Raw genomic sequence first — 22954 nt, forward strand, 5'->3', positions numbered from 1 at the left:
CGCTCTCAGCTCGCGTGGGGCGCTCAGCTCGGGCGGGGCGCCCACCTCGTATGGAGCGCTCAGCTCGCGTAGAGCTGCTCGATCTGCGCGGCGCACATCTTGTAGATCGCGTCGCGCCGCAGTTTGAGCGAGGGCGTCAACAGCCCGTCCTCCACGGTGAATTCCTTCGGGAGGATACGGAAGGCCCTGATCGACTCCGCCCTGGACACCGAGAGGTTCGCCGTGGAGACCGCCTGCTGGATCTCCGCGTGCAGCGCCTTGTTCGCCGACGCGTGCTCCCGGCCGACCGGAAGCCGCGCGCCGACGACCTGGTGCCAGCGTGCCAGCATCTCGGCGTCCAGGGTGATCAGCGCCCCCACGAAGGGCCGGTTGTCGCCCACCAGGACGCACTGCGAGATCAGCGGATGCGCCCGCAGCCGCTCCTCCAGGGGCAGGGGGGAGACGCTCTTACCACCGCTGGTGATGATGATGTCCTTCTTACGGCCGGTGATGGTGAGATAGCCCTCGCCGTCGAGGAAGCCGAGGTCTCCGGTGTGCAGCCAGCCGTCGCGCAGCGCGGCCCCGGTGGCCTTTGGATCGTCCAGATAGCCCCCGAAGACGGTGCCGCCGCGCACCCATATCTCGCCGTCCGGGGCGATGCGCACCGTCGTGCCCGGCATCGGGCGGCCCACCGTGCCGTGCCGGGGACGGCCGGGCGGCTGTGCGGTGATCGCCGCCGTGGTCTCGGTGAGGCCGTAGCCGTTGTAGACGGTGATCCCGGCGCCGGCGAACGTCAGCCCCAGCTCCCGGCTGAACGGTGAGCCACCGGTGACCGCGTAGCGCACCCGGCCGCCCAGGACGGCTCTCAAGCGCCGGTAGACCGTCCGGTCGAAGACGGCGTGCGTGGCCCTGCGCCCCGGGCCCGGTCCCTTCCCGCCACCCTGTGACTGCTGCTCGACGGCCGCGGCGTAACGCACCGCCGTGGCCATGGCCTTGTGGAAGACCACGCCCCGGCCCGCGTCCTGGGCGGCGGTCCGCGCGGCTCCCAGGATCTTCTCGAAGATGTAGGGCACCGCGAAGACGCAGGTCGGGCGGAAGCTCTGGAAGGACGGCAGCAGGGCGGACGGGGTGAGCTCGGGTTCATGCCCCATGAGGATGCCGCCCCGCACACAGAGCACCTGGACCATCAGTCCGTAGATATGCGCCAGCGGGAGGAAGGCGAGGATGGCGGGCTGCACCCCGGGCTCGGCGAACAGCCCGCTCCAGCCCGCGAACAGGGTGTCGCATTCGGCGGCGAGATTGGCGTGGGTGATCAGGCATCCCAGGGGCTGTCCGGTGGTGCCCGAGGTGTAGCAGATGACCGCCGTGCAGCGCGGTTCCACGAGCCACCGCCGCTCGGTGACCAGTTCCTCGTGGACGTCGGCGCCCCGCCGCCACAGCTCCGCCACGCACCCCTGGTCCATCTGCCAGATGGAGCGCAGCCAGGGGAGGGCGTCGCAGACGGCGCCGACCGTCATGGCATGGTCCTCGCCCTCGACCACCACGGCCACGGCCCGCGTCTGGGCCAGGATCCAGCGCACCTGTTCCGCCGAGGAGGTGGGGTAGACGGTCACCACCTGGGCGCCGACCGACCACAGGGCATAGCTGAACAGCGTCCATTCGTACCGCGTCCGCGCCATCAGTGCCACCCGGTCCCCGAACCGCACGCCCTCGGCCAGCAGGCCCTTCGCCAGCGCCAGGACCTCGTCCCGGAAGGTCCCGGCGGTCACCGGAGTCCACCGGCCGCGGTCGGCGGCGTCGCGCCGGGCGAGCTGGGCCCTGTCCGGTTCGCGGTCCGCCAGTTCGTAGACCGAGTCCGCGAGCCCGCCCGCGCGCAGCGGTTCCACCGTGTGAGGGAGACTGAATTCGCGCACGACACCCCCTGTTTTCGGCCGACTTGCCGCCCCGCGCAACGGGGAAGTGGGAGGGAAAACTACCGGCCGGGGCCGGGGCTGCATAGAGCGGTGGACGATTCTGTTCCCGCCCGCGGAGGCCTGGTGCGACCTGCCGGTGTTACCGTGAGTCACCCTCACGTTTCCACACGGAAAGTGATGAGGTCGTGAACCTTCGATGAACGCTTGGGAAATCAGACTCCGTCGGCGTGTCCGGCGACGCGCGGATCCACCCGGGCGTTCCGCGTCCTGATTCTGGCCGATAACGCACGCACCGCCGTGGGCCGGGCGCCGCGGGGCCGGGGCCACGGCGTGCTCCTCCGAGGGGCGACATGCCAGGGGCGGGCGGGTCCGGCCGGACCTGCCCGCCGCTGATCGGCGATCCCGGTTCAGGTGAGGTCGAACTCGCCCTCACGCGCGCCCAGGACGAACGCACGCCACTCGGCCGGGGTGAAGACCAGCGCCGGGCCCTCGGGACGACGGCCGTGGCGCATCGCGATGAAGCCCTCGACGAAGGCGATCTCCACATCGCCCACACCCTGGCTACTCGACTGCCACTGGGCGCCCGAGAGATCGAGATCGGGCTTCTCTGCGCTTCCTGTCAGTGGCTGTGCGGTGGTGGTGGTGTCGGCCACGTCAGCTCATCCTCCCGGATCGTCGTCCGCGCCCCACCCTAGCGATCGTGACCGGTGCCGCACAGGCCACGAAAGAAGGACTAAGGAGGAGACTCAATCGGCGGGCGGCGTGTCCGCGACCACCCACATCGAGAAGAACTGCGAGCCCCCGCCATAGGCGTGGCCGAGCGCCTTACGGGCTCCGTCGACCTGGTGTTCGCCCGCCCGTCCGCGCACCTGGAGCGCGGCCTCGGCGAACCGCAGCATCCCGGACGCGCCGATGGGGTTGGTGGACAGCACCCCGCCCGAGGGGTTGACCGGAAGCTCGCCGTCGATCTCGGTCACCCCCGACTCGGTGAGCTTCCAGCCCTCGCCCTCGCCCGCGAAGCCCAGGTTCTCCAGCCACATGGGTTCGTACCAGCTGAAGGGCACATACATCTCCACCGCGTCGATCTCCCGGCGCGGATCGGTGATCCCGGCCTGGCGGTAGACGTCGGCCGCGCAGTCCCGGCCCGCTCTCGGCGAGACGCAGTCCTTCCCCGCGAAGAGCGTCGGCTCGCTGCGCATCGCGCCGCCGTGCATCCAGGCGGGCGGATACGGGGCGCGGTCCGCGCCGGCCCGGTCGGTGAGCACCATGGCGCAGGCGCCGTCCGAGGAGGGGCAGGTCTCCGAGTAGCGGATGGGGTCCCACAGCATCGGGGACGACCGCACCTTCTCCAGCGTCAGATCGTGCTCATGCAGATGCGCGTAGGGGTTGCGCAGGGCGTTGCGGCGATCCTTGTAGGCCACGAGGGCGCCGATACCGGAGGGCGCGCCGGTGCGCCGCATGTACGCCCGTACGTGCGGGGCGAAGAAGCCGCCCGCCCCGGCCAGCAGCGGCTGCTGGAAGGGGATGGGCAGGGACAGCCCCCACATGGCGTTCGACTCCGACTGCTTCTCGAAGGCGAGGGTGAGCACGGTCCGGTGGACACGGGCCGCGATCAGGCCCGAGGCCACCAGCGCGGTGGAGCCGCCGACCGAGCCGGCGGTGTGCACGCGCAGCATCGGCTTGCCCACCGCGCCGAGCGCGTCGGCGAGGTACAGCTCGGGCATCATGACGCCCTCGAAGAAATCGGGCGCCTTGCCGATGACGACGGCGTCGATGTCCGCCCAGGTCAGCTCGGCGTCCTCCAGGGCCCGTACGGCGGCCTCCCGGACCAGCCCGGCGAGGGAGACGTCCCGGCGTGCGGCGGTGTGCTTGGTCTGGCCGATCCCGACGACGGCCACCGGCTCCTTGGTCACAGGACATCCCCTTCCAGGACCGCCACCAGGTTCTGCTGCAGACACGGGCCCGAGGTGGCATGGGCGAGGGCCCGGTCGGCGGCGCCGCGGTGGATGGCGGCGGCGGCCTCGCCGAGGCGGATCAGCCCGGCGGCCATCATGGGGTTGGCGGCCAGCGCTCCGCCGGACGGATTGACGCGTACGCCCTCCCCCAGCCCCGGCCCCAGCTCGCGGCGGAGGATCAGCTCCTGCGAGGTGAACGGCGCATGCAGCTCGGCCAGGTCGGCGGGAGCCTCGAAGGCGCCCGCGCGCTCGGCGGCGAGCCGGGTGGACGGGGAGCGGGTGAGGTCCCGTACGCCGAGGCTGTGCGCCTCGGTCCGGTGGTCCATGCCGCGGATCCAGGCCGGGCGGTGGCAGAGCCGGCGCGCGGTGTCCCCGGCGGCGAGCACGACGGCGGCCGCGCCGTCGCCGACCGGCGGGCAGTCGTGGCGGCGCAGCGGCCGCACCAGATACGGGTCGTCCAGGAGAGCCTCGGGCGGCGGTGAACCGGTCACCTGCGCATGCGGATTGTCCTCGGCCGCGGTCCGGCTGCGCGCGGCGACCGCGGCCAGCGCCCGCTCGTCGGCGCCGCTGTCCTCCGCGTCGAGCAGCGCCCGGGCCTGGAGGGCGGCGAGGGAGACCGAGTCCGGCCACAGGGGCGCCACGTAGTACGGGTCGAGCTGGCGGGTCAGGACCTCCCGGAGATCACCGGGTGAGGACTTGCCGTAGGAGTAGACGAGCGCGGTCTCCGCCTCCCCCGTCAGCAGCCTCGTCCATGCCTCGTACAGCGCCCAGGCGCCGTCCATCTCCACATGGGACTCCGAGATCGGCGGCCAGGCGCCGACGCCGTCGAGGGCCATGGTGAAGGAGAAGGCCCGGCCCGCCAGATAGTCGGAGGAGCCGGAGCAGGTGAAGTCGATCTCGCCCGCCTGGAGTCCGACCGCGTCGAGCACCTCATGGAGGACGGGCATCAGCATCTCGACCTCGGAGACCTCCGCGCTGTCGCGTCGGTGATCGCTCTGGCCGAAGGCGACGATGGCAACCTCTCGCATCTACAACAGCTCCTTGTAGGTGTCGTAGTCGGCGTCGGGTTCGCCGGTGGGGCGGTAGTGGTCGGGGTAGCGGCTGGCCTCGCTCCATACGGGCTCCACGCGCAGCCCCATGCGCACCTGGTCGTAGGGGATGCCGCCGACGCGCCCGTGGAGGGCCAGACCGGCGCCGTCCAGGGCGATATGGGCGTAGACGTACGGCACTTCGATATCGAGGTTGCGGGCCTTGATGTTCACGATGCAGAAGGTGGTGACCGTGCCGCGCGGGCCGACCTCCACCTGCTCGTCGGTGGCGACCCCGCAGGTGGGGCAGGCGCCCCGGGGCGGGACGTACACCTTGCGGCAGGACGGGCAGCGCTCCCCTTGGGTGGTGCGGCCGGCGAGGGCCTTCAGATAGCGCGACTGGGCGCGGCCGGGTGCGTAGGTGTAGTCGAGGCGGGCGGGGGCCACGATGCCGGTGACGGGGTCGGTGAACTCCCCGTTGTGCGGCACGGCTTCGCCGCCCTCGGCGCCGTCGTACGGCTCGAAGCAGGCGATGTCGGTGATGGCGCCCACGCGCTCCCCGGCCCAGCGGATCCGCACCCGCATACCGGTGCGCACCGCGTCGGGGCCGGGTGCGTCGACGGCGTGGAGGAGGGCGGTGTCCGCGCCGTCCAGCCGCACCAGCACCCAGGCGAAGGGGGTGTCCAGGGGCTGGCCGCGGCGCGGCGCGGGGTTCCAGGCCCAGGTGGTGACGGTGCCGGTGGGGGCGACCTCGACCAGGTCGGACAGCTCGTCGGCGGTGACCGGGTCGTATTCGACGGGCGGCATCAGCACCCGGCCGTCGGTGGTGCGTACGCCGAGCACGGTGCGTTCGCGCAGTCCGGTGAGGAAGGCGCTCTGCACCGGTCCGAGGGAGCGGGTGAAGGGGAACTCGACGACCAAAGGCGCCTGGAGCACCTCGGGTGAGGGAGCCGGGGTCATGGGGGGTGCGTCTCCTTCCGCGCGGCCGGCGTGGGGCGGCGGCCTGAGGTGTTGGGGGATCACGCCCGGCGGTAGACCGGCGGCCGCTTCTCCGTGAAGGCTTTCGAACCCTCCTTGGCGTCGGCGGTGTCGAAGACCGGCCAGCCGCGTTCGAGTTCGGACTTCAGGCCGTCGGATTCGGTCATCTCGGCGGTCTCGTAGACGGACGCCTTGACCGCCTCGACGGCGAGCGGACCGTTGGCGTTGATGAGTTCGGCGATCTCCAGGGCCTTCCCCAGCGCCGTGCCGTCCGGGACGACATGGCCGATCAGCCCGATCCGCGCCGCCTCCTCGGCCGGGTAGGGGCGCCCGGTCAGCAGCATCTCCAGGGCATGGGTGCGGGGCAGTTGGCGGGCCAGCCGTACGGTGGAGCCGCCGATGGGGAACAGCCCGCGCCGGACCTCGAAGAGCCCGAAGGTGGCGCCGCGGCCCGCGACCCGGATGTCGGTGCCCTGCAGGATCTCGGTGCCGCCCGCGACACAGGGGCCCTCCACGGCGGCGATCACCGGCTTGCGCGGCCGATGGTGGCGGAGCATCGCCTTCCAGTGCAGATCGGGGTCGGCCGCGAGGCGGTCGCGGACGTGCTGTCCGTCCATCCGGCCGCCGCCCGCGAGCGCCTTGAGGTCCATTCCCGCGCAGAAGGCCCCGCCGGCGCCGGTGAGCACCACGGAGCGCACGGCATCGTCCTCGTCGGCCTCGGCCCAGCCGTCGTACAGCCCGACCAGCATCGGCAGCGACAGCGCGTTCCTGGCCTCTGGCCGGTTCAAGGTGAGCACCAGGGTCGCGCCGACGCGCTCGACGATGAGGTGTTCGGTCCCGCTTGTCACGACGTCCTCCCGTCTCGAGACCTAGAACAGGTTGCAGCAGGGGAAGGCCGACTTCAAGAGAAATCTGATGCTCAGTCAGATTTCTTCGACCGGGGGCCTTCCCACCTCATCCCCGCGCGGCTCTAATGAGCGCCGAGCCGCCGGATCGAGGGGTCAGGAGGAGCCATGGAGTACAACCTTGCCGACCTGTTCGAGTCGATCGTCGACACGGTGCCAGGCAGAGAGGCGCTGGTGTACCTGGACCACCCCGGCACCGGAGCCGAGCGGCGGCTCACCTACGCCCAGCTCGACGCCGCCGCCAACCGGCTCGCCCACCATCTGCGGGACAGCGGCATCGCCCCGGGCGAGCATGTCGGGCTGCATCTGTGCAACGGTGTCGAGTACCTCCAGACCGCCCTGGCCTGCGTGAAGATCCGGGCGGTGCCGGTGAACGTCAACTACCGCTACGTGGAAGAGGAGTTGGTCTATCTCTACCGCGACGCGGACCTGGCCGCGCTGGTCTACGACGCCGAGTTCGGCGAGCGGGTGGCCGCCGCGCTGCCGCACACCGACAGCCTGCGCCATCTGGTGCGGGTCGGCACCGGGGACGGCCCCCGTACGTCCGTGGCGTTCACCGACGCCGAGGCGTCCGGGTCGCCCGAGCGCGGCTTCCCGGCGCGGTCCGCCGACGACCGCTTCATCATCTACACCGGCGGCACCACCGGTATGCCCAAAGGCGTGATGTGGCGGCAGGAGGACCTCTTCTTCTCCGGACTGGGCGGCGGCGCTCCGACCGGCCGGCCCGTCGGGCGCCCGGAGGAGCTGGCCGAGCGGGTGGCCGCGGGCGGCGAGGGGCTGGTCTTCTTCCCCACCCCGCCGCTGATGCACGGCACCTCCACCCTTACCGCCTTCATCGGGTTCAACTTCGGTCAGAAGGTGGTGCTGCACCGAAAGTTCGTGCCCCAGGATGTGCTGAGGACGGTCGAGAAGGAGAAGGTCACCACCGTCTCGCTGGTCGGCGACGCGATGCTGCGACCCCTGGTGGACGCCCTGACCGGCCCCCTCAAGGGCACCGACCTCTCCTCGCTGCTCAGCGTCAGCAGCTCGGGCGCGATCCTGTCGGAGACCGTACGCGCCCAGTTCGCCGAACTCGCCCCGCACACCCTGCTGCTGAACAACTTCGGCTCCTCGGAGTCCGGGTTCAACGGCACGGCCACCGACGACTCCGGCCCCGAGAAGGGCTTCCGGCTGCGCGTCAACGCCCGTACGACGGTGGTGGACCCGGCGACCCTCGCCCCCGTGGCGCCCGGCGAGCCCGGCCGGATCGCCCAGCGCGGACATGTGCCGCTCGGCTACTACAACGACGCGAAGAAGACCGCCGAGACGTTCTTCGAGGCGGACGGGGAGCGCTGGGTGCTGCTCGGCGACATGGCCACCGTCGACGAGCAGGGCGTGATCACCGTTCTCGGGCGCGGTTCGCAGTGCATCAACACCGGCGGCGAGAAGGTCTATCCCGAAGAGGTCGAACAGGCCCTGAAGGCCCATCCGGACGTATACGACGCGCTGGTGGCGGGCGTCCCCGACCCCCGCTGGGGCCATCGCGTCGCGGCCGTCGTCCAGCCCCGGACACAGACGTCCGGGCTCACCGCCGACGCGATCCGCGACCACTGCCGGGAGCGGCTCGCGGGCTACAAGATCCCACGTACGGTCGTCTTCACCGACCGCATCCAGCGCTCCCCCAGCGGCAAGGCGGACTACCGCTGGGCGCGAGCGGTCGCGCAGGAGGCGGACCGGGACACCCCGCACGGCGGCTGAACCGTTGCGCACGGCGGCCAGGGCCTGTCCGACGGATGGTGACGCCTGCGGCGGGCTGCTCCCCACCCCGCCCCTTCCCGCAGCCTCGATATGCGGCTCCGCCGCGTGGTGGGGCTCCGCCCCACACCCCAGGGCCCAACGGGCCTTCCCGAAACCGAGGCTCGCACCAGGCCCCGGGGTCCAGGGTGCGCCTTCCCGAAACCGGCGCTTCGCCCCAAACCCCGGTGTCCAGGGGCGAAGCCCCTGGTCACGGGAAGGGGCGGGGAGCCAATCCAGCCCCTCCGGCGCCCGAGTGCCCGTTATGTGCGCCGAACGTAGCCGGCCGCCCGTCATCTGGACCCGTGGCCTGGGCGGCGTCTGACCCGCCGCACGACCCGGCCTGCCGAACGGCGCGACGTCAGCCCGTACTACCTCGCACAAGCCGCCTGACGCAGGTGCTCACCCCGGCAGCTCCGCATCAGCGCGCCCCTGGGTGCGGCACTGCCCTGTCCGGGGCTCCCCACCACGCGTTGAGTCACGGATGGAACCGCCACCGGCCTTCGGAAATGACATCCACCTTGCCGTCCCTGACGCGAACGGCCGTCTCGTCGTCGATGAAGTAGATCGGGAAGTCCGCCCGCGCAGCGATGCGATCAGCCCAGGCGTCGTCCCGCTCGGGGAAATCCGGCGAGTACAGGTGGGGCTTGAGATACCAGTCGAAGAGGCCGAACGGCGGCTCCACGGTCGTCGCGCCGAGCACGTGGAGGTCCGTGGCGTCCCCGATGACGTCGGCGGAGTGTCCGGTGAGATTCCGGCTGAAGATCATTGATCCGGCGCTCACCCCCACGTAGACCCGGTTCTCCAGCGCCTGAAGGAAGCCGTCGGCCAGGCCGTTGCCGGTGATGCTGCGCGCGAGGTGGTAGTGGCTGCCGCCCTCGACATAGATGACGTCGGCGTGAAGCAGCCGGTCGAGCACCATCTGCCGGGGCAGGCCGTTCAGCTCCAGGACGTCGAACTCCCGCCAGCCGAGGCCGTGCAGCAGGTTCATGTCCGCGACGAACCACCCGTGGTCCCCGGGCTCGGCAACGGACGCCGTGGGAACGTACACGACGTTGGCCGACCCGAACGGCTTTCCCAGCATGTCCCGCAGCGCATCCCGCAGCGTCTCGTTGCGCAGGCCACTCGCCGTCAACAGAAAGTTCATCGGGCGAGCCAAGCACGACTGACGGACCCCGCGCAACGAACCCAGGATCCACCGATGCCGTCATGGCATGGCCGCATCAGGAACAGGCTCCGAGGAGCGGGGTCCTGGGGCGGAGCCCCGGCCGGGGGGCAGGGGCCGGGCCCCCCACGCGGCGGAGCCGCATATCGATGCTGCGGGCAGGGGCGGGTAGGCGAAAGATCCGCCGGACACCCCGCAAGGCTGACCGAGCGCCCGACCCGCACCACAGGCTTACCGCGCCGCCCGATCGCACACCGAGGGCAGCGACCGGCCCAGCGCCACACCGTGCAGCGCGTCCAGGTGCCGCCCATGGATCACCGCCGCGGCCCCCACCGTGAGCCGTCCCACGCAGGAGGGAGCCTCCCGCACGGCCGCCGAGTCCGCGATGGCGCGCACGAGCTCCCCGTTGATCCGGTTGATCTCCAACCGGATCCGCCCGAGGTCGGGGCGTTCGGTGGGCGCCTGTGCGGGGTCGGCGTCCCAGCGCCGGTAGAGGCCGCGCTGGACGACCTTGCTGGCCTCGATCTGGTCGCGGAAGATCCTGGACGTCGCCACGGGGTCGGCGCCCAGCTCCTCGGCCTGCCGCGCCACCGCGTCCAGCACCTCCCGCTCCCGCGCGGGGTCGTCGATCGGGCTGTCCGTGCCCCACTTCGCGGCGGCGACCTCATCGGCCACCAGGACCCGCTGCGCGGACAGCTCGACCAGCGGCCGCAGGGTGCCGTGGACAGGTGCCGGACCCGCCGGAGCGGCGAAGGCGGCGGTGGCCCCCGTGGCCAGCGCGGCGGTGGCCAGCGCGGCGATCAGCGCATGACGCGGGGACAGATGCGGTCGCATGGGGGGGTTCCTCTCTCGGCGGGACGGGCGGCCCGAGGCGTCGCCCCGTTGACCCGAGGCGCCCGACGGGTTCAGGAACGATAGGACGCCGCACCCTCGGCACGCCACGGGGCCGGTCCCACGGGAAGCGGGACCGGCCCCGTGGCGCGATGGCCGGATCAGGCGGCACTGGCGCTACTTGGCACTACTCGCATTCAACGGGCCGTCCCGGCCACAGGCTCACTGCGATCCCGCACCCTCCCAGTACGGCGCCCGCAGCCGCCGCTTGTAGAGCTTGCCGTTGGGGTCGCGCGGCATCTCCACAATGAAGTCCACCGACTTGGGGCATTTGTAGCCCGCCAGCCGGGTGGTGCAGTGGGCGAGGATCTCGGCGGCCAGGCCGAGGCCCGGCGCATGCCCCTCGGCCGGTTCCACGACCGCGATGACCTGCTCGCCCCAGTCCTCGTGGGGGATCCCGAAGGCTGCGGCGTCGGCGACGGCCGGATGGGTGAGCAGCGCGGCCTCGATCTCGGCGGGGTAGATGTTGACCCCGCCCGAGATGATCAGGTCGATCTTGCGGTCGCGGAGGTAGAGATAGCCGTCGTCGTCCAGAAGGCCGAGGTCGCCGACGGTGAAGAAGTCGCCGATGCGGTTCTTCTCGGTCTTGCTCTTGTCCTTGTGGTAGGCGAAGCCCCCGGTGCTCATCTTCATGTAGACGGTGCCGAGTTCACCGGCCGGGAGCCGGGTGCCCTCGTCATCGAAGATGGCCAGCTCGCTGATGGGCCAGGGGCGGCCGACGGTCCCCGGCTTCTTCAGCCAGTCCTCTGCCGTGGCGAAGGCGCCGCCGCCCTCGCTGGCCGCGTAGTACTCCTCGACACAGCCGCCCCACCACTCGATCATCGCGCGTTTGACATGGTCGGGGCAGGGTGCGGCGCCATGGATGGCATGGCGCATCGAGGAGACGTCGTAGGACCGCTTGACCTCGTCGGGGAGGGCGAGCAGCCGGTGGAACTGGGTCGGCACCATATGGGTGTGCGTACAGCGGTAGGTGTCGATGAGGCGCAGCATCTCCTGGGGCGTCCACTTGTCCATGAGCACCAGGGGATGGCCGATGTGCAGCGACGAGCTCGCGAACTGCAGTACGGCGGTGTGGTAGAGGGGTGAGCACACCAGATGGACGTGGTCGGGCTCCTCGGAGCGCGGTGTGATGCCGAAGAAGCGCAGAAAGCCGCCGAGGTGGCTCTCCTCGGGGAGCTTCCCGGTCAGCGCACGGCGGATGCCGCGCGGACGGCCCGTGGTGCCGGAGGTGTAGTTCATCACCCAGCCCAGCTCGCGGTCGGCGGGCGGCTCCTCCGGCTGCCCCTCGACGAGTTCGGCGTACGGGCGGAAGCCGTCGAGGGCGCCGACCGCATAGCGGTGGGTCGCGGGCAGCCCCGCCTCGTCGGCGGCCGCGGCCGCCTGCCCGCCGTAGCGCTCATGCGCGATCAGCACCTTGGCGCCGGAGTCGGAGACGATCCAGGCGATCTCGGGGCCGACCAGATGGTGGTTGACCGGCACCAGATAGAGCCCGGCCTGGGTGGCGGCGAGGGCGGCGACGAAGAACTCCACCCCATTGGGCAGGACGACCGCCAGGGCGTCGCCGCGTCGCAGCCCGGCGGCGCGCAGCCCGGCGACGAGCCGATTGCACGCACTGTGCAGCCGCCCGGCGGTCCACTCCTCACCGTCCGGGGCGATGAACACGGTGCGGTCGGGCTCGAGCACGGCCTGGGCCCAGAAGCCGTTGGGTGTAGGGGACATGGCGGTCCGGTCCTCCTTCTGACGGCGGTGTCAGGCGGTGTGTGACGAGATCAGACGAGGTGGCGCGGGGGTTCAGGCGAGGTGGCGCGGGGGTTCAGGCGAGGTCAGGCGGGTTCGGCGGGCGCGGTCAGGCGCCCTTGGCGATGCGGATGACGCGGTCGATGGCGCGCTCGAAGCCCCGGGTCAGATCGTCGAAGACGGCCTGGACCGGACGGACCTCGTCCATCCGGCCGACGATCTGGCCGACCGGCGTGCCGAGCAGCGGTTCCACCTCGTGCCTCTGGATGCGGGAGACGGCCTCGGCGACCAGCAGCCCCTGGAGCGGCATGGGCAGCGGGTCCGGGCCGTCCGGGTCCTCCCAGGCGTCGGTCCACTCGGTGCGTAGCTGGCGGGCGGGTTTGCCGGTCAGGGCGCGCGAGCGCACGGTGTCCCCGGATCCGGCCGCCAGCAGCTTGCGGATGAGGGCCGCCGAATGCAGTTCGGCCTCCTCGGTGGTGAGCCAGAGGGAGCCGATCCAGACGCCCTGGGCGCCCAGCGCCAGCCCGGCGGCGATCTGCTCACCGCTGCCGATGCCGCCCGCGGCGAGCACGGGCAGCGGGTCCACGGCCCGCACCACCTCGGGAGTGAGCACCATGGAGGCGATCTCGCCGGTGTGGCCGCCCGCCTCGTACCCCTGGGCGACGACGACATCGAGCCCCGCCTCCTTGTGGTGAAGGGCGTGGCGGGCGCTGCCCGCGAGGGCGGCCACGAGGATGCCGTGGTCATGGGCGCGGGCGACGACATCGGCCGGGGGTGAGCCCAGGGCGTTGGCCAGGAGTTTCACGGGGTAGTCGAAGGCGACGTCGAGCTGGCTGCGGGCCACCTCCTCGAGCCAGCCGGTGATCCGCCAGCCGGACGCCTCGCCCTCGGCGAGCTCGGGTACGCCGTGCTTGGCGAGAGTGTCCCGGACGAACGCGCGGTGGCCTTCGGGGATCATCGCCTCGATATCGGCCTCGGTGACCCCCTCCACCTTCTTCGCGGGCATCACGACGTCCAGGCCGTAGGGCTTGCCGTCGGCGTGCTCCTCCATCCAGTCGAGGTCGCGGGCCAGCTCCTCGCCCGCGCCGTAGCGGACCGCGCCGAGCACGCCGAAGCCGCCGGCCCGGGTGATCGCCGCGGCCACGGCGGGGAACGGCGTGAAGCCGAAGACGGCGTGCTCGACACCCAGCCTTGTGCTCAGCTCCGTCTGCATGGTCGGCAGGATGCCGCAGGGCGGCGGACGAGGGAAGAGTTTTTCTGACGCTACGTCAGATCCAAGGGAAGAAAAACGCTCCCCGGGCCGCCCGCCGGACTCTCCGAAGGCTTTCGGGCGTCACTCCCCCAGCACCGCCATGGCCGCGTTGTGCCCCGGGATTCCGCTCACCCCGCCGCCGCGTACCGCCCCCGCGCCGCACAGCAGCACATTGGCGTGGCGCGTCTCCACGCCCCAGCGGCCGGTGCCCTCCTGGGCGTACGGGAAGGCCAGGTCCCGGTGGAAGATGTTGCCGCCGGGCAGCCGCAGCTCGGCGTCCAGGTCCAGCGGGGTCTTGGCCTCGATGCACGGCCGGCCGTCGGCGTCATGGGCGAGACAGTCGGTGACCGGCTCGGCGAGATGCGCGTCCAGCTCCGCGAGGGTGGCGCGCAGCAGCGCGGTACGCGCCGCGTCGTTGTCCTCGGTGAACAGCCGGGCGGGGGTGTGCAGTCCGAACAGGGTCAGGGTCTGATAGCCCTCGCGTGCCAGCTCCGGGCCGAGGATCGACGGATCGGTCAGCGAATGGCAGTAGATCTCCGACGGCGGCCGGTGCGGCAGCTCCCCCGCGTCCGCCTGACGGTACGCGTCCTCCAGGGCGCCGTACCCCTCGGCGATGTGGAACGTCCCGGAGAACGCCTCGCGCGGGTCGACCTCGCGGTCGCGCAGCGCGGGCAGCCTGCGCAGCAGCATGTTCACCTTGAGCTGCGCACCTTCCGCGGGCGGGGCGGGCGGCTCCTCGCCCAGCAGCCGGGCCAGCTCGCGCGGCGCGGCCCCGACGAGCACATACCGGGCGGCCACGGTGGACTCCCCCGCCTCGCCCTCGTACCGCACCTCGGCCGAGGTGCCGTCGGTGGCGATCGCGGTGACCTCGCACTCGGTCGCGATCCGGGCGCCCGCCGCGCGGGCGGCGTCGGCCAGGGCATCGGTGAGGGCGCCCATGCCGCCTACGGGGACGTCCCAGTCGCCGGTGCCGCCGCCGATCACGTGGTAGAGGAAGCAGCGGTTCTGGCGCAGCGACGGGTCGTGGGCCCGGGCGAAGGTGCCGATGAGCGCGTCGGTGAGGACCACGCCCCGGATGAGGTCGTCGTCGAACGCCGCCTCGACCGCCTCCCCCAGCGGCCGCTCGAACAGCGCCTGCCACGCCGCGTCGTCCCCGATCCGCGTCCGCAGCTCCTCCCGGGTGGGCAGCGGCTCGGTCAGCGTGGGGAAGACGCGCTCGGCGACGCGCTGGGTCATGCCGTAGAAGCGCTGCCAGGACTCGTACTCCCGCTCCGAGCCGGTCAGCCGCGCGAACGCGGCGCGCGTCCGGGCGGAGGCACCAGCGTCCACCAGCAGCCCGGTGTGGCGCCCGCCGCGGACCTCGGGCGTGTACGAGGACACCGCGCGCTTGCGCACCGCGAAGCGCAGTCCGAGGTCGTCGACAATCCGCCGCGGCAACAGGCTGACCAGGTAGGAGTAGCGCGAGAGCCGTGCGTCCACGCCGGGATAGGGCCGGGTGGACACGGCGGCGCCACCGGTGTGGCCGAGGCGCTCGAGCACCAGCACGCTCCGCCCGGCGCGGGCGAGATACGCGGCGGCGACCAGACCGTTGTGACCGCCGCCGACGATGACGACGTCGTACGCATCGCTGTGAGACATGCCCTCTGGTTAGCACGCGCTGATCGCCGGGGCCAGGGCGCCGCAGGTCATCCGCGCCGCGCCCACCGCCCCGACGCCTGGGCCGTGGCCGCCGCCTCTAGGCCGGGTTTAGGCCCTCTCGGCCGCCTAGGCCCTCTTGGCCGCCTAGGCCCTCTTGGCCGCCTAAGCCCGCTCGGCCGCCTAAGCCCGCTCGGCCGCCTAAGCCTCCTCGGCCGTCTCGGCTCGCCTGCCCAGCCGCTCCAGGCAGTGGGCCTCGTCGCCGCGGCTGACGAGGGTGTCGGGGTGGCCGGGACCCAGGACACGGGCGCGGGCGCGGGTCACCCGGCGGTAGCCGTCCAGCGCGTCGGCCCAGCGGCCGAGCCAGCCCAGGGCGACGGCCACCTCACGGCGGCTGACCAGGGTGTCCGGATGGTCGGGGCCCAGGGCGCGCTCGCGGAGGTCGCAGACCTCCCGCGCCTCGGCGAGCGCCTCCTCCCAGCGGCCCAGCCGGCCGAGGCTGACGCCGAGGCCGTGCCGGGCGCGCAGGGTCTCCGGATCGGCCGGGCCGTGCGCGCGGGTGCGGTCCTCGACGAGGGAACGGTAGACCGTGAGGGCCTCCGCGCCCCGGTCCAGCCGTCCCAGGCCGACGCCGATCTCATAGCGGGCGGCGAGGGTGTCGGGATGGTCGGGGCCGAGGGTGCGGGCGCGGTCGGTGGCCACCTCGCGGAAGATGCCCAGGGCCTCCCGCCAGCGGTCGAGGCGGCCGAGGGCGTACGCCACCTCGTAGCGGGTGACCAGCGTGTCGGGGTGGTCGGGGCCGAGCACCCGGGCGCGGTCGGCGGCCACCCCTTCCGCCATGCGGTACGCCTCCTCCAGGCGCCCCAGACAGCCCAGGTTGAAGGCGAGGTTGTGGCGGCAGCGCAGGGTGTCGGGGTGGTCGGCGCCCGTGGTGCGCTCGCGGGCGGCGAGTACGGCCGTGTAGACGTGCTGGGCCTCGGTGAAGCGGCCGAGGCGGCCCAGGGTGAACGCGGTCTCCTGGCGGGCGGCGAGGGTCTCCGCGTGGTCGGGGCCCAGGACGCGCCCGCGGCCCGCCGCGACCCGCTCGTACTCGCGCAGCGCGTCGCCGGGGCGGCCCAGGATCCCGAGGGCGAAGGCCGTCTCGTAGCGGCTGGCGAGGGTGTCGGGGTGGTCGGCACCCAGCGCGCGCTCGCGCTCGGTGGCCACCGCGCGATGTGTGGCCACGGCCTCCTCCCAGCGGCCCAGCCGCCCCAGGTCCAGCGCGGCGCGGTGCCGGTCGGCGAGCCGGGCGCGGACCCCGGGCGGGGGCGGCGGTGTGGGCTGCGCGCTGACGTGGCGTCCGGTCCAGGCACCGGTGAGCGCGGCCGTCGCGTCGGGCGGGGTCGCGGACAGCAGTCCCACGCCGCCGGTGTGCGCCTTGGACCCGGTGGCCATGCCGCGGGCCCAGGCCGGAAGTCGGGGAGCCTGTGGTCCAGCGGCCGGAAGTGCGCCGCGCGGAGCGGGGAGCGGCGGAGCGGGGAGCGGCGGAGCGGGGAGCGGCGGAGCGGGGAGCGGCGGAGCGGGGAGCGGCGGAGCGGGGAGCGGCGGAGCCGTCGGCCACCGGGACGCGCGGGCCGGGCCGATCCGCCGGGCGAGCTCGGCGGCGTCGTGTGGACGGCCCTCCGGGGTCTTGGCCAGCAGATCGAGGACGGCGCGCTCGAACCGCTCGGGGAGTTCGGGCCGGTGGCCGCGCGGCGGGGCGGGCGGGGTGTGGCGGTGGCCGACGAGGACCGCCCAGGCGTCGTCGAGGGCGAACGGCGGCGCCCCCGTGGCCAGTTCGTAGAGCACACAGCCCAGGGAGTACAGATCGCTGCGGTGGTCGACCGGGCCGCCCGCGATCTGCTCGGGCGACATGTAGTGCGGGGTGCCCATGGCGACGCCGGTGCCGGTGAGCCGGGAGGTGAAGCCGACGTCATGGCCGAGGCGGGCGATGCCGAAGTCGCAGAGCTTCACGGTGCCGTCGGTGAGCCGCATGATGTTGGCCGGCTTCAGATCGCGGTGCACCACGCCCTGGTCATGGGTGTAGGCGAGGGCCGCGGCGACCTGCTCCGCGATGTCCAGCACCTCGGGGACCGGCAGCGGGCGGCGCTCGTTGTCCTTGAGCAACTGGCTGAGGTTACGGCCCTCCAGCAGCTCCATGACCAGGTACAGCGCGCCCTCGTACTCGCCGAAGTCATGCACCACCGTGACCCCGCGGTGCTGCAGCGCGGCGGCCACCCGCGCCTCCCGGCGGAAGCGCTCCCGCACCACACCGGTGAACGAGGGGTCGTGGCGCGACCCCAGCGGTTTGAGGCATTTGACGGCGACGCGCCGGCCGAGCGACTCGTCGCGCGCCCGCCATACCTCGCCCATTCCCCCGCGCCCGATCCGGTCCAGCAGCCGGTACCGGCCCTGGATCAGCCTGATGTCCGCCATGCTCCCCCTGCCTTGGCGGAAGTCAGCTCCCGCCGCCCCCGTGGAGACCGGCCGCATGCGGCCGAACCCCCGTCGCATCCCCGCTGTCCAGTATGGCCGCGTTTTTGCGCAGTTTGTAGGGCGAGGGGCGGCTGCCCGGTCCGAGTCGCTCGACCGCCCGCATGATGTGCTTCGGCGGAAGCTGCCAGCGGACCGTGGGCGGGATGCAGCGCAGCGCCCTGCCCATCGCCCGCAATCGACGGGTGACCACGGGGGGCGGGGGTGCGGGGCGGCCGTACAGTTCGTGGGCGTACGGGGGCAGGGACCCGTAGGCGAGCGCGGCGAAGCGCCCCCAGAGCGCCTCACGCGCCGGGACGAGCAGGGCATGGACCGGAGGCCGCCGCAGAAAGGCGTCCACCTCGCGGGCCTCGGGGGTGTTGGCGAGTTGGGGGCGCACCTTGGCGAAGTACGCGGCGAGCGCCGCCGTATCGGCCGGTATGTCGGCGGGGTCGAGGCCGACCAGCCGGGCGGACACCACGTTCTCGGCGACATAGGCGTCCGCCTGGGCGTCGGTGAGCGGATAGCCCGAGCGCCGCATCACATGGAGGTACGAGTCGATCTCGGCGCAGTGCACCCACAGCAGCAGCTCGGGCTCGTCGACACCGTGCCGGACGCCGGTGACGGGGTCGGTGAGGGAGAGCCTGCGGTGGATGCCCCGGACCTTGGCGCCCGCCCGCTCGGCGGCCTCGGTGGTGCCGTAGGTGATGGTGGCGACGAACCGCGCGGTGCGCAGCAGCCTCCCCCAGGCGTCCTTGCGGAAGTCGGAGTTCTGGGTGACGCCGCGCACCGCGAGCGGATGCAGGGCTTGCAGGTACAGGGCGCGCACCCCAGCGATCCACATCACCGGGTCGCCGTGCAGCTGCCAGGTGACCGACCTGGGGCCGTAGAGCCCCGGGTCGGCGTCCGATCCGCCCTGCCGTATGGCCGCCGCCATGGCCACCACCTCCCGACGGCCAGCCTAGGCGGCGCCGGACCCCTGGGCGGGACCCGCGAAGGGCTCACTTCTTCAGAGGCTGGGTGAAGCGCAACATGTTGCCGGAGGGGTCGCGGAACGCGCAGTCGCGGACGCCGTAAGGCTGCTCCATGGGCTCCTGCAGCACCTCGCCGCCCGCGGCGCTGACGCGCTCGAAGGTGGCGTCGCAGTCGTCCGTCGCGAAGATGACACCGCGCAACAGGCCCTTGGCCATCAGCTCCGCCATGACCTGTCTGTCGTCGGGCGAGGCATTGGGGTCGGCGAGCGGCGGTTCCAGGACGATGTTCACGTCCGGCTGCGAGGGCGCCCCGACGGTCACCCAGCGCATTCCCTCGAACCCGACATCATTGCGGACCTCGAGGCCGAGGGCATCGCGGTAGAAGGTGAGCGCCTTGTCGTGGTCGTCGACGGCGATGAAGCAACTGGAAAGTGTGATGTCCATGAGGCTCACGCTACGGCCGGGCGGCGGGGCTCGCTTCTCCGTTCCTGACCGGTCGCGTGTGGATCTTGGCCATGCAGGCCGGGATGGTGGCGCCGTGGTCATGGCTCCGGGCCCGGTAGCTGCTCGGGCTCTCGCCGACCAGCCGTGTGAAGCGCGAGCTGAACGACCCGAGCGACGTACAGCCGACCGCGATGCAGACCTCGGTCACCGTGAGGTCGCCGCGCCGCAGCAGCGCCTTGGCCCGCTCGATGCGGCGGGTCATCAGGTAGCTGTACGGCGTCTCGCCGAAGGCGGCGCGAAAGCTGCGGGAGAAATGGCCCGGCGACATCAGGGCGCCATGCGCCAGCGCCGGGACGTCGAGCGGCTCGGCGTAGTCGCGGTCCATCCGGTCGCGGGCCCGCCGCAGCCGGACGAGGTCATCGAGATCCTGCCGTTTCACCGGCTCAGTTTCCCACAGCACCGGGGGCTGGGGATGAGGAACGACCGGAAACGGCCGGCCGGGAGAAACGGCCGGCCGGACCGGTCAGGAATGGAGAAGCCCCGGTCACGCGGGCGCGGCTAGCGTCATCGCCATGGACCTCACCATTCACTGGACCTTCCTCCCGCATGACGACCCGGACGCCTCCCTGGCCTTCTACCGCGACACCCTCGGCTTCGAGATCCGCAAGGACGTCGGATACGACGGGATGCGCTGGATCACGGTCGGCCCCGCCGGGCAGCCCGGAACCTCCATCGTCCTGGAGCCCCCGGCCCTCGGCCCCGGCATCACCGACGACGAGCGCCGCACCGTCGTCGAGATGATGGCCAAGGGCAGCTACGCCCGCATCACCCTGGCCACCGCCGACCTCGACGGCGTCTTCGCACGGGTGCGGACCAGCGGCGCCGAGGTCGTCCAGGAGCCGACCGAGCAGCCGTACGGGATCCGCGACTGCGCCTTCCGCGATCCCGCGGGCAACATGATCCGCATCAACGAGCTGCGCTGAGCCGTCCGGCCCCGGCAGCCACGGCCTGCGAACCGGACGTATTGTTCGAACCTGGTCGGATCGAGCCAGGCGACCCCGCTGGATACCGCGAAGGCGGCCCCGCCCGAACAGATGGAGACACGATGAGCATGGCCCCGGACACGGACCAGCGGTCGCCTGTGCCCCACGCCGCCGACAGCCACGATCTGATCCGGGTCCACGGCGCGCGCGAGAACAACCTCAAGGACGTCAGCATCGAGATCCCGAAGCGCCGGCTGACGGTGTTCACCGGCGTCTCGGGCTCGGGCAAGAGCTCGCTGGTGTTCACCACGATCGCCGCGGAGTCGCAGCGGCTGATCAACGAGACCTACAGCACCTTCGTACAGGGCTTCATGCCGACGCCGGCGCGGCCCGAGGTCGACGTACTCGACGGGCTGACCAGCGCGATCATCGTCGACCAGCAGCGGATGGGATCCGACCCCCGCTCCACCGTCGGCACCGCCACCGACGCCAACGCGATGCTGCGCATCCTCTTCAGCCGGCTCGGCGAGCCGCATATCGGCCCGCCCGGCGCGTACTCCTTCAACGTCGCCTCGGTCTCGGCGAGCGGTGGGTTCACGGTCGATCGCGGTGCCGAGAAGAGCAGGACCGAGAAGGTGAGCTTCAGCCGCACCGGCGGCATGTGCACGCACTGCGAGGGCCGGGGCTCGGTCTCGGACATCGATCTCACCCAGCTGTACGACGACTCCAAGTCGCTCGCCGAGGACCCGTTCACCATCCCCACCTACACCGGTGGCGGCTGGGTCGTGCGGGTCATCACCGAGTCGGGCTTCTTCGACAAGGACAAGCCGATCCGGGAGTACACCAAGAAGGAGCGGCACGACTTCCTCTACCGCGAGTCCACCAAGGTGAAGATCAACGGCGTCAACCTCACCTACGAGGGGCTGATCCCGAAGATCCAGAAGTCGTTCCTCGCCAAGGACCGCGAGTCGATGCAGCCGCATATCCGGGCGTTCGTGGACCGGGCGGTCACCTTCGCCGAGTGTTCCGAATGCGGCGGCAGCAGGCTCAGCGAGCTGGCCCGCTCCTCCCGGATCGGCAAGGTCAACATCGCCGACGCATGTGCGATGGAGATCCGCGACCTGGCCGAATGGGCCCGCCGACTGGACGAGCCGTCGGTGGCCCCGCTGCTCGCCAAGTTGCGACACACCCTCGACTCGTTCGTGGAGATCGGCCTCGGCTACCTCTCGCTCGACCGCGCCTCGGGCACGCTCTCCGGCGGCGAGGCGCAGCGCATCAAGATGATCCGCCACCTCGGCTCCTCGCTCACCGATGTCACCTACGTCTTCGACGAGCCCACCATCGGCCTCCACCCGCACGACATCCAGCGGATGAACGACCTGCTGCTGCGGCTGCGGGACAAGGGCAACACGGTGCTCGTGGTGGAGCACAAGCCGGAGACGATCGCCATCGCCGACCATGTCGTGGACCTCGGCCCCGGCGCCGGCACGGCGGGCGGCACCGTCTGCTTCGAGGGCACCGTCGAGGGGCTGCGGGCGAGCGAGACCGTCACCGGCCGCCATCTCGACGACCGGGCCGGGCTCAAGGAGACGGTCCGCAAGGCCAACGGCGCCCTGGAGATCCGTGGCGCGACGGCGAACAACCTGCGGGACGTCGACGTCGACGTCCCGCTCGGCGTGCTCTGCGTCGTCACCGGTGTCGCCGGCTCCGGCAAGAGCTCGCTCCTCCACGGTTCCCTTCCGGCCCCGGAGGGTGTGGTCTCGGTGGACCAGACCCCGATCCGCGGCTCGCGCCGGAGCAACCCGGCGACGTACACCGGACTGCTCGACCCGATCCGCAAGGCGTTCGCGAAGGTCAACGGCGTCAAGCCGGCGATGTTCAGCGCCAACTCCGAGGGCGCCTGCCCGACCTGCAACGGCGCCGGCGTGCTCTACACCGACCTGGCGATCATGCAGAGCGTTGCCACCACCTGCGAGGAGTGCGAGGGGAAGCGGTTCGAGGCATCGGTGCTGGAGTACCACCTCGGCGGCCGTGACATCAGCGAGGTGCTCGCGATGTCGGTGGCCGAGGCCGAGGAGTTCTTCGGCAGCGGCGAGGCGCGCACACCGGCGGCCCACAAGATCCTCCAGCGGATGTCGGACGTCGGACTCGGCTACCTCACCCTCGGCCAGCCGCTCACCACGCTCTCCGGCGGTGAGCGGCAGCGGCTCAAGCTGGCCGTCCACATGGCCGACAAGGGCGGCGTCTACGTCCTCGACGAGCCGACCACCGGTCTGCACCTCGCCGACGTCGAGCAACTGCTCGGCCTGCTCGACCGGCTCGTCGACTCCGGCAAGTCGGTCATCGTCATCGAGCACCACCAGGCGGTCATGGCACACGCCGACTGGATCATCGACCTCGGTCCGGGTGCCGGTCACGACGGTGGCCGCATCGTCTTCGAGGGCACCCCCGCCGACCTCGTCGCCGAGCGCTCCACCCTCACCGGCGAACACCTCGCGGAGTACGTCGGCGCCTGACCGAGGTGGCCGGCGCGTGCCACGAGGGCCGCCGGAGCCGCGGCGTCGGTGATATTCCGGGGCTGTCGGTCCGATGCCGATGCTTGGTCGGCGGAGGGCCGGAGCCCTGCCGGAGAGCCCGGGTGCCCCAACCGGCAGGCGTGCGACAGGCGAGGAATCAGCAGGCCCACTCACGTCACGATCATCGGTGCCGGACTCGGCGGGCTCACGCTCGCCCGCGTCCTGCACGTCCACGGCATCCCGGCCACCGTCTACGCGGCCCTGACCCCAGTTCCTGACCTGCACAGATGCCAACCACTTCTCGTCGTCTGCGGCCTGAAGCAGGAAGTTTTCGCG

The 22954-nt window shown here is 72.0% G+C and carries 18 protein-coding genes and 1 pseudogene; 4 read left to right on the plus strand and 15 right to left on the minus strand.

The window, feature by feature from the left end; genetic code table 11:
* Positions 1 to 59 precede the first annotated feature (59 nt).
* From STRVI_RS26695 to STRVI_RS26720, 6 genes are all read right to left on the minus strand, one after another.
* Positions 60 to 1892, minus strand: coding sequence for an AMP-dependent synthetase/ligase (locus STRVI_RS26695; protein ID WP_014058746.1), 1833 nt, complete (start codon positions 1890 to 1892; stop codon positions 60 to 62).
* Positions 1893 to 2299: 407 nt separating this feature from the next.
* The gene (locus tag STRVI_RS26700; RefSeq protein WP_014058747.1) at positions 2300 to 2545 is read right to left on the minus strand and encodes a DUF397 domain-containing protein; all 246 of its coding nucleotides are present in this window, start codon (positions 2543 to 2545) and stop codon (positions 2300 to 2302) included.
* Between the two features lie 93 nt (positions 2546 to 2638).
* Entirely contained in the window at positions 2639 to 3805 is a 1167-nt protein-coding gene (locus STRVI_RS26705) for a thiolase domain-containing protein (RefSeq protein ID WP_014058748.1), read from the minus strand.
* Positions 3802 to 4875 carry a thiolase domain-containing protein gene (locus tag STRVI_RS26710; protein ID WP_014058749.1) on the minus strand — a complete coding sequence of 358 codons (1074 nt, stop codon included), beginning with the start codon at positions 4873 to 4875 and terminating at the stop codon, positions 3802 to 3804. Before STRVI_RS26710 ends, STRVI_RS26705 begins: the two co-directional genes overlap by 4 nt.
* Positions 4876 to 5835, minus strand: coding sequence for a Zn-ribbon domain-containing OB-fold protein (locus STRVI_RS26715; protein ID WP_014058750.1), 960 nt, complete (start codon positions 5833 to 5835; stop codon positions 4876 to 4878). It abuts the gene before it with no gap.
* 59 nt (positions 5836 to 5894) lie between these two features.
* Positions 5895 to 6701 carry a crotonase/enoyl-CoA hydratase family protein gene (locus STRVI_RS26720; protein WP_014058751.1) on the minus strand — a complete coding sequence of 269 codons (807 nt, stop codon included), beginning with the start codon at positions 6699 to 6701 and terminating at the stop codon, positions 5895 to 5897.
* Positions 6702 to 6866: 165 nt separating this feature from the next.
* Here STRVI_RS26720 and STRVI_RS26725 point away from each other — a divergent pair, with 165 nt between their 5' ends.
* Positions 6867 to 8495: an acyl-CoA synthetase gene (locus STRVI_RS26725; RefSeq protein WP_014058752.1), complete on the plus strand. Its 1629-nt coding sequence runs from the start codon at positions 6867 to 6869 to the stop codon at positions 8493 to 8495.
* A gap of 514 nt (positions 8496 to 9009) precedes the next feature.
* On the opposite strand, the gene STRVI_RS26730 is transcribed toward STRVI_RS26725, so the two are convergent.
* The 9 genes from STRVI_RS26730 to STRVI_RS26770 all read right to left on the minus strand — a co-directional run bounded on the left by STRVI_RS26730 (position 9010) and on the right by STRVI_RS26770 (position 19558).
* Positions 9010 to 9678 (minus strand): Type 1 glutamine amidotransferase-like domain-containing protein, encoded by a 669-nt coding sequence (locus STRVI_RS26730; protein ID WP_014058753.1) that lies wholly within the window; start codon positions 9676 to 9678, stop codon positions 9010 to 9012.
* Positions 9679 to 9927: 249 nt separating this feature from the next.
* Entirely contained in the window at positions 9928 to 10530 is a 603-nt protein-coding gene (locus tag STRVI_RS26735) for a chorismate mutase (protein ID WP_014058754.1), read from the minus strand.
* 219 nt (positions 10531 to 10749) lie between these two features.
* The gene (locus STRVI_RS26740) at positions 10750 to 12306 is read right to left on the minus strand and encodes an acyl-CoA synthetase (protein WP_014058755.1); all 1557 of its coding nucleotides are present in this window, start codon (positions 12304 to 12306) and stop codon (positions 10750 to 10752) included.
* Positions 12307 to 12433: 127 nt separating this feature from the next.
* Positions 12434 to 13537, minus strand: a complete 1104-nt coding sequence (locus STRVI_RS26745; RefSeq protein ID WP_014058756.1) for an NAD(P)H-dependent flavin oxidoreductase — start codon at positions 13535 to 13537, stop codon at positions 12434 to 12436.
* Positions 13538 to 13657: 120 nt separating this feature from the next.
* Positions 13658 to 15214, minus strand: a complete 1557-nt coding sequence (locus tag STRVI_RS26750) for a phytoene desaturase family protein (RefSeq protein ID WP_014058757.1) — start codon at positions 15212 to 15214, stop codon at positions 13658 to 13660.
* 198 nt (positions 15215 to 15412) lie between these two features.
* Entirely contained in the window at positions 15413 to 17665 is a 2253-nt protein-coding gene (locus STRVI_RS26755; RefSeq protein ID WP_014058758.1) for a serine/threonine-protein kinase, read from the minus strand.
* A 22-nt stretch (positions 17666 to 17687) separates the two neighbouring features.
* On the minus strand, positions 17688 to 18638 hold the full coding sequence (locus tag STRVI_RS26760; protein WP_014058759.1) for an oxygenase MpaB family protein: 951 nt from the start codon (positions 18636 to 18638) through the stop codon (positions 17688 to 17690).
* Positions 18639 to 18702: 64 nt separating this feature from the next.
* On the minus strand, positions 18703 to 19119 hold the full coding sequence (locus tag STRVI_RS26765) for a VOC family protein (RefSeq protein ID WP_014058760.1): 417 nt from the start codon (positions 19117 to 19119) through the stop codon (positions 18703 to 18705).
* Between the two features lie 10 nt (positions 19120 to 19129).
* A complete protein-coding gene (locus STRVI_RS26770; protein ID WP_014058761.1) occupies positions 19130 to 19558 on the minus strand; it encodes a helix-turn-helix transcriptional regulator in 429 nt (142 codons plus the stop codon).
* A gap of 133 nt (positions 19559 to 19691) precedes the next feature.
* On the opposite strand from STRVI_RS26770, the gene STRVI_RS26775 reads away from it, so the two are divergent.
* The 3 genes and pseudogenes from STRVI_RS26775 to STRVI_RS54850 form a co-directional block, all read left to right on the plus strand.
* On the plus strand, positions 19692 to 20102 hold the full coding sequence (locus tag STRVI_RS26775) for a VOC family protein (protein ID WP_014058762.1): 411 nt from the start codon (positions 19692 to 19694) through the stop codon (positions 20100 to 20102).
* A 122-nt stretch (positions 20103 to 20224) separates the two neighbouring features.
* Positions 20225 to 22618, plus strand: a complete 2394-nt coding sequence (locus STRVI_RS26780) for an ATP-binding cassette domain-containing protein (protein ID WP_014058763.1) — start codon at positions 20225 to 20227, stop codon at positions 22616 to 22618.
* 156 nt (positions 22619 to 22774) lie between these two features.
* Positions 22775 to 22879 (plus strand): annotated as a pseudogene (locus tag STRVI_RS54850) (FAD-dependent monooxygenase); the annotation flags it as partial.
* Positions 22880 to 22954: the final 75 nt, after the last annotated feature.

The organism is Streptomyces violaceusniger Tu 4113 (genome assembly GCF_000147815.2).
Lineage (GTDB): Bacteria > Actinomycetota > Actinomycetes > Streptomycetales > Streptomycetaceae > Streptomyces > Streptomyces violaceusniger_A.